At 44.4% G+C, this 6,406-nt stretch carries 6 protein-coding genes; 2 read left to right on the top strand and 4 right to left on the bottom strand.

Annotation, left to right across the window (positions count from 1 at the left end):
* Positions 1 to 58: 58 nt before the first annotated feature.
* The 4 genes from CHU92_RS01835 to CHU92_RS01820 form a co-directional block, all read right to left on the bottom strand.
* Positions 59 to 1,018, bottom strand: a complete 960-nt coding sequence (locus CHU92_RS01835) for a transketolase family protein (RefSeq protein ID WP_094412018.1) — start codon at positions 1,016 to 1,018, stop codon at positions 59 to 61.
* A 115-nt stretch (positions 1,019 to 1,133) separates the two neighbouring features.
* The gene (locus CHU92_RS01830; protein ID WP_094412016.1) at positions 1,134 to 1,982 is read right to left on the bottom strand and encodes a transketolase; all 849 of its coding nucleotides are present in this window, start codon (positions 1,980 to 1,982) and stop codon (positions 1,134 to 1,136) included.
* Between the two features lie 426 nt (positions 1,983 to 2,408).
* Positions 2,409 to 3,104 carry an OmpA family protein gene (locus CHU92_RS01825; RefSeq protein WP_094412014.1) on the bottom strand — a complete coding sequence of 232 codons (696 nt, stop codon included), beginning with the start codon at positions 3,102 to 3,104 and terminating at the stop codon, positions 2,409 to 2,411.
* An 18-nt stretch (positions 3,105 to 3,122) separates the two neighbouring features.
* Complete coding sequence (locus CHU92_RS01820) at positions 3,123 to 3,572, bottom strand: lipocalin family protein (RefSeq protein WP_094412012.1); 450 nt, start codon at positions 3,570 to 3,572, stop codon at positions 3,123 to 3,125.
* Between the two features lie 300 nt (positions 3,573 to 3,872).
* Between CHU92_RS01820 and htpG the strand changes: the two genes are divergently transcribed.
* Both htpG and CHU92_RS01810 read left to right on the top strand, forming a co-directional pair.
* On the top strand, positions 3,873 to 5,759 hold the full coding sequence (htpG, locus tag CHU92_RS01815) for a molecular chaperone HtpG (protein WP_094412010.1): 1,887 nt from the start codon (positions 3,873 to 3,875) through the stop codon (positions 5,757 to 5,759).
* A gap of 150 nt (positions 5,760 to 5,909) precedes the next feature.
* A complete protein-coding gene (locus tag CHU92_RS01810; RefSeq protein ID WP_094412020.1) occupies positions 5,910 to 6,320 on the top strand; it encodes a DUF2721 domain-containing protein in 411 nt (136 codons plus the stop codon).
* Positions 6,321 to 6,406 lie beyond the last annotated feature (86 nt).

The raw sequence follows: 6,406 nt of genomic DNA, 5'->3' as shown, positions 1-6,406 counted from the left end.
GTTAATATTAAAATATCCCGCCATGGCGGGATATTTTAATATTAACAGGAAAGTAAAACTATTTCAGTTTCCTTTCTAATACTTTTTCTACTGCCCTGACAATAGCGGCATTATTCAGTTTGTATTTTTCCATAAGCTGGTCCGGCGTCCCCGATTCGCCAAAGCTGTCATTAACAGCAACAAACTCCTGCGGTGTGGGATTGTGCAGTGCCAGTACGCGTGCCACGCTTTCGCCAAGGCCTCCGAAAATATTGTGTTCTTCGGCAGTAACCACGCAACCGGTTTTAGCAATTGATTGCAGTATGGTTTCCTCATCAAGTGGCTTTATGGTATGTATGTTGATTACTTCCGCGGAAATACCTTGTGCTTCCAGTTTTTCAGCAGCAACAAGCGCTTCCCATACCAGGTGCCCTGTAGCAATAATTGTAACATCTGTCCCTTCACTAAGCAGTATAGCTTTACCTATTATAAATTTACCATTTTCAGGTGTGAAATTAGGTACCGCAGGACGTCCGAAACGCAGGTAAACCGGCCCGTCATGTGCTGCAATGGCAATAGTGGCCGCTTTTGTCTGGTTGTAGTCGCAGGTATTGATCACTGTCATGCCCGGCAGCATCTTCATAAGGCCGATATCTTCCAGTATCTGGTGTGTGGCGCCGTCTTCACCCAGTGTAAGCCCCGCATGTGAAGCACATATTTTTACATTTTTACCTGAATAGGCAACGCTCTGGCGTATCTGGTCATAAACCCTGCCGGTCGAAAAATTGGCAAAAGTGCCCGTAAAAGGTATTTTCCCGCCAATGGTAAGCCCTGCCGCCATGCCTATCATATTGGCTTCGGCAATACCTACCTGAAAGAAGCGTTCCGGATGGTTTTTCTTAAAATCATCCATCTTCAGCGAGCCTATAAGGTCGGCACACAGTGCCACAACATTTTCATTCCTCTGCCCCAGTTCGGTAAGGCCGGCCCCGAAACCCGAACGTGTATCTTTATTTCCCGTATTAGTGTATTTCATAATTCAGATTTATGATTTCAAATTTCAGATTACCACTCTTTTGCTGGTATTGTAATATCAGGTTTAAGTCTATTAAAAACTTAATCTAAAATCCACACTCTGAAACCTAAAAATGATTTTAATAATCCCCTAAAGTTATCTGGTTTTGTTCCATGGCTTTCGCAAGCTGCTCATCATTAGGCGCTTTACCATGCCATGCATGGGTATGCATCATATAATCAACGCCATTACCCATTTCCGTATGCAGCATTACGGCTACCGGCCTTCCTTTGCCTGTTTTAGCCTTGGCTTCAAGCATACCTGCAATAACAGCTTCCAGGTTGTTGCCCAATTGTATCTCTAAAACATCCCATCCAAAAGCTATAAACTTAGCGCTTATGCTGCCCATATTCAATACTTCATCAGTAGGGCCGTCAATCTGCTTCCCGTTAATGTCAATAGTGGCAATAAGGTTATCCACTTTGTAGGCTGACGCATACATTATAGCCTCCCAGTTCTGGCCTTCCTGAAGTTCTCCGTCACCATGGAGCGAATATACCAGGTGCAGGTCGTTATTCAGTTTTTTTGCCTGGGCGGCGCCTACGGCAACACTCATGCCCTGGCCAAGCGAACCTGAGGCAATCCTGACGCCCGGAAGCCCCTCATGTGTTGTAGGGTGGCCCTGGAGGCGTGAATCAATATGGCGGAAAGTAGCCAGTTCTGACACCGGGAAATAACCGCTTCGCGCCAACACGCTGTAAAATACAGGCGATATATGGCCATTAGAAAGGAAAAAGATATCTTCACCAATGCCGTCCATATCAAAGCCCTCCTTCCTTTCCATAATTACCTGGTAAAGCGCCACCATAAATTCCGTACAGCCAAGCGAACCGCCGGGATGCCCTGAATTTACCGCGTGTACCATGCGAAGGATATCCCTCCTTACCTGGATAACTAAATCGTTAAGTTGTTGTGTGTTAAGTTTCATGTAGTATAAGTATGTTAAACAGGCGCAAAAGTAACCCGAATTTTTACGATGGGCAAATTATTCTAAAGAACACTGAAAGAATAGCCTCACCCGTACAATTACCCGGAACTGCTTTTCTAATTGATACTACCGCCTGAATTATATAAAAAAAAACCCTAAAAAGTAGTAATATTTACTCTTTGGGGCCTTTATTACAGGAATCTGCAGGTTACGGCCCGGCTATAACACCGGCCGCCGCATTACCACTGGTATTTCTTATATGAAGCGGCAAAGCCCGTAGTACTTCTGGCGGCGTCTCTTCCCGCTGTCCGTTTTATCTCCCCGCCGCCATAAGCGCGGCGGCGGGGAGGATGCCACTTCCATCGGGGCTATACCAAAACTAAGGGCATACAACACGGCTCAATCCTTCCTTCAGGAAAAAGGATATTATTGTTTTGCCTCACGCTTTGCGTCCTGTATCATTTTATCATTTGCAGTAATGGCAAATTCTACCCTCCTGTTTTTACTCATGCCATCCGCTGTTGAGTTATCTGCGATAGGGTCGGCTTCGCCGCGGCCAATGGTTGTAAACCTGGAAGCATTAAGCCCTTTGCCGGATAAATATGTTCTTACGGCAGCCGCCCTTTGCTCAGAAAGCCTTAGGTTGTAGTCCTCAGCGCCGCTGCTGTCAGTATAGCCAAATATCTGGATATTAGTATCAGGATATTCATTAAAAACCGGTACCAGCCTGTCAAGATTTGCTTTTGCCTTTGGTGTAAGTGTAGCTTTATTAAGATCAAAATTAACAGAATTTTCGCCCAGGGTAAGTTTTATGCCCTCGCCTACCCTTTCTACACCGGCGCCCGGCAGTGCCTGTTCTATTTTCTGCGCCTGCTTATCCATGCGGTTACCAATAACGCCTCCTACTGTCCCACCCACAACACCACCTATAATGGCGCCCAGAGCCGTATTGCCACCTTTGCCAAGGTTATTGCCCAGTACGCCACCTATTACAGCGCCCGAAGTAGCCCCAATAGCTACGCCCCGTTGTGTATTATTAGTGTTTTTAATAGCCTCGCATGATGTCAGGCCCATACCGGCAACCAGCGAAAAAGACAGCAGATAAATTTTTATTCTTTTCATGATAATTATAATTAATATTTATATTTTCTGGAACTGGTACACAACCTCAACATTTTTGCCGCCTACCTCAACGTTATCAATAAGCTGGAATGAACTTTCCGACTGGTTCCTCATCTTCAGGAAATAGCCATGTGTTACTCTTTTTGCTTTTTCGCCTTCAGTGATTTTTAATGTAAAATTACCCTCTTTGGTTACTGTCCATACAATGGGGCTGCTGAAAGACGGGCAGCCGGTTTTGGCAATAGACAGGGTACCTTTATTGTTGTTCGGTATAAATTTCCATGAGCTCCCTTCTAAACATTTTGAATCTGCCATATCAAAAGATGTTACTTTAATATATTCTGAACCGGGATAACTCACCTTAGTAATGATCCAGTCACCCTTAAGCCCCGACTGCGACTTTGTATCCAATGAACCACATGCTGCAAGGCTAAGGATACAGATACTTGTCAAGAAAAGTTTTTTCATAATTTGTTGCCGTATTAATTTTTAAAGGCTAAAGTTAAGGATAATAGAGGCTATCCGGCAAGCCTCGCTGGTATTTTTAACAGGAATTATAGACATGGCCTATATTGTAAAATATTGGATAAATCCATATTTAAGCATTTAAAGATTAATAAATGTCAAAATGCATGTTAATGGTTATTTTTTAAACATACTTGGTTTTACTGATAAATATAAAATGCCAATTTGTCACCGCAGTACAATTGGTATTTATTTTGAAAAGTAATTGCGTAAACTAAATCAACACATAAAAACAGTTATACTATGACAACAGGAAAAATTAATGTTTCAGTAGAGAACATATTTCCCTTAATTAAGAAATTTTTGTACAGCGACCACGAAATCTTTTTACGCGAACTGGTAAGCAACGCCACTGATGCTACGCTTAAATTAAAGCACCTGACGGGCATTGGCGAGGCTAAAGTGGAGTATGGCAACCCAATAATTGAAGTAAAGGTTGATAAAGAGGGCAAGAAGCTGCACATTATAGACCAGGGTATTGGCATGACCGGCGAAGAGGTTGAGAAATACATCAACCAGGTAGCTTTTTCAGGAGCTGAAGAATTCCTTGAAAAGTATAAAGACTCTGCCAAAGATGCAGGTATCATAGGCCACTTCGGGCTTGGTTTCTACTCCGCTTTTATGGTGGCAGAGAAAGTGGAAATCATTACTAAATCGTATAAAGATGAACCTGCGGTACACTGGGTATGTGACGGCAGCCCTGAATTTACCCTTGAACCTGCCGGCAAGACCGACCGCGGAACGGAAATTATCCTGCATATAGCCGAAGATTCAACTGAGTTCCTGGAAGAATTCCGCATCCGCGAACTGCTCAGGAAATATAATAAATTCATGCCGGTGCCTATAAAATTCGGTACCCGCAAAGAAACCCTTCCTAAACCTGAGGATGCCCCCGAAGACTACAAAGCGGAAGAGGCAGAAGTTGACAATATAGTTAACAACCCTAACCCTGCCTGGACAAAACAGCCGGCCGACCTGACAGACGAAGACTACAAAGCATTTTACCATGAGCTGTACCCCATGCAGTTTGAGGAGCCGCTGTTTAACATCCACCTGAATGTGGATTACCCTTTTAACCTTACCGGTATATTATACTTCCCTAAGCTTTCTGCCGACCTGCAGGTGCAGAAAGACAAGATACAACTGTACCAGAACCAGGTGTTTGTTACTGATAATGTAGAGGGCATAGTACCGGAGTTCCTTACCATGCTGCGTGGTGTTATCGACAGCCCGGATATTCCGCTTAACGTATCGCGTTCTTACCTCCAGGCTGACGGTAACGTAAAGAAAATATCAAACTACATCACCCGCAAAGTTGCCGACAAGCTGAAATCACTCTTTACAGAAAATCGTGAGGACTTTGAGAAAAAATGGAACGACATTAAAATAGTGCTGGAGTACGGCATGCTAAGCGAACCGAAATTTTATGAAAAAGCAGGCGCTTTCGTTCTCTATCCTACCGTAGACGATAAATTTTATACTCTTGACGAGCTTAAAGATAAAATAAAGGACAGCCAGACGGATAAAGACGGCAAGCTGGTGGTGCTGTATGCCTCAAATAAAGATACGCAGCACAGCTATATAGCAGCCGCTAAAGACAAAGGCTATGAAGTACTGCTGCTTGATTCGCCCATAGTATCGCACCTTATCCAGAAACTGGAAAGTGATAATGAGAACCTTACCTTTGCCCGTGTAGATGCCGACCATATAGACAAGCTGATAAAAAAAGACGAAGAGCAGCTGTCAAAGCTGTCTGACGAAGAAAAAGAGAAGCTGAAAAATATACTGGAAGAGATTGTACCAAAGCAAAATTACAGTGTGCAGCTTGAGCCCATGGACAGCAATGCCGCACCTTTCATGATAACACAGCCGGAGTTTATGCGCCGTATGAAGGAAATGAGCCAGGCCGGCGGCGGGGGCATGTTTGGTATGGGTAACTTCCCCGAGATGTACAACCTTGTGGTGAATACTAACCATGAGCTTTCGGCCAGCATCCTTAACAGTACCGATAAACCGCACCAGGAAGCGCTGGTAAAGCAGGCGCTCGACCTCGCCAGGCTGAGCCAAAACCTGCTGAAAGGTGAAGAACTTACCGCCTTTGTGAAGCGTAGCTTTGAGATGATTAAGTAATCGGTTGTCCGATTGCTGGATTATTGGATAACCCGATTTGTTATAATAGCTGAAAAACCTGTAGTGATAGCTGCAGGTTTTTTTATAGGCCTGTATTTATATCTATTTTTGTCACCTGAAAACTTTGTAACTTCGTCCGTAAAAAAAAGTATGCCCCTCTCCATAGAAACCCCTGCCCTGTTATTCTCTGCCACATCGCTTATATTGCTGGCCTATACCAACCGTTTCCTAACTATAGCGGGTATTGTGCGCGGGCTTAAGGCCAGCTACCAGCAAAACCATAACAAAAGCATCCTTATCGAAATTTCTAACCTCAGCCTGCGCCTTACACTTATCCGCCATATGCAGATGTATGGCGTACTCAGCCTGTTCTTTTCTGTTTTCTCAATGGCGCTTTTATTCTTCGGGTTCATACGGTGGGGCGCTTACATCTTCGGGTTCAGCCTTCTACTGCTGCTTGCATCGCTGGCGGTTTCTTTTTGGGAAATAAGCATTTCCGTTAAAGCGCTGAAAGTGCATCTTAGCGACCTTGAGGAAGAAGCGGGAAACAGGAATAGTTAAAGGGGGCGGGCTCACCGGAATATACCGCCTTTTCCTGCCAGCCCCGATGGAAGCGGCATCCTCCCCGCCGCCGCGCTTATGGCGGC

The organism is Flavobacterium cyanobacteriorum, assembly GCF_002251835.1.
Taxonomy (GTDB): domain Bacteria; phylum Bacteroidota; class Bacteroidia; order Flavobacteriales; family Flavobacteriaceae; genus Flavobacterium; species Flavobacterium cyanobacteriorum.
The sequence above is the reverse complement of the archived record's forward strand: the minus strand, read 5'-3'. Positions and strand labels throughout refer to the sequence as shown.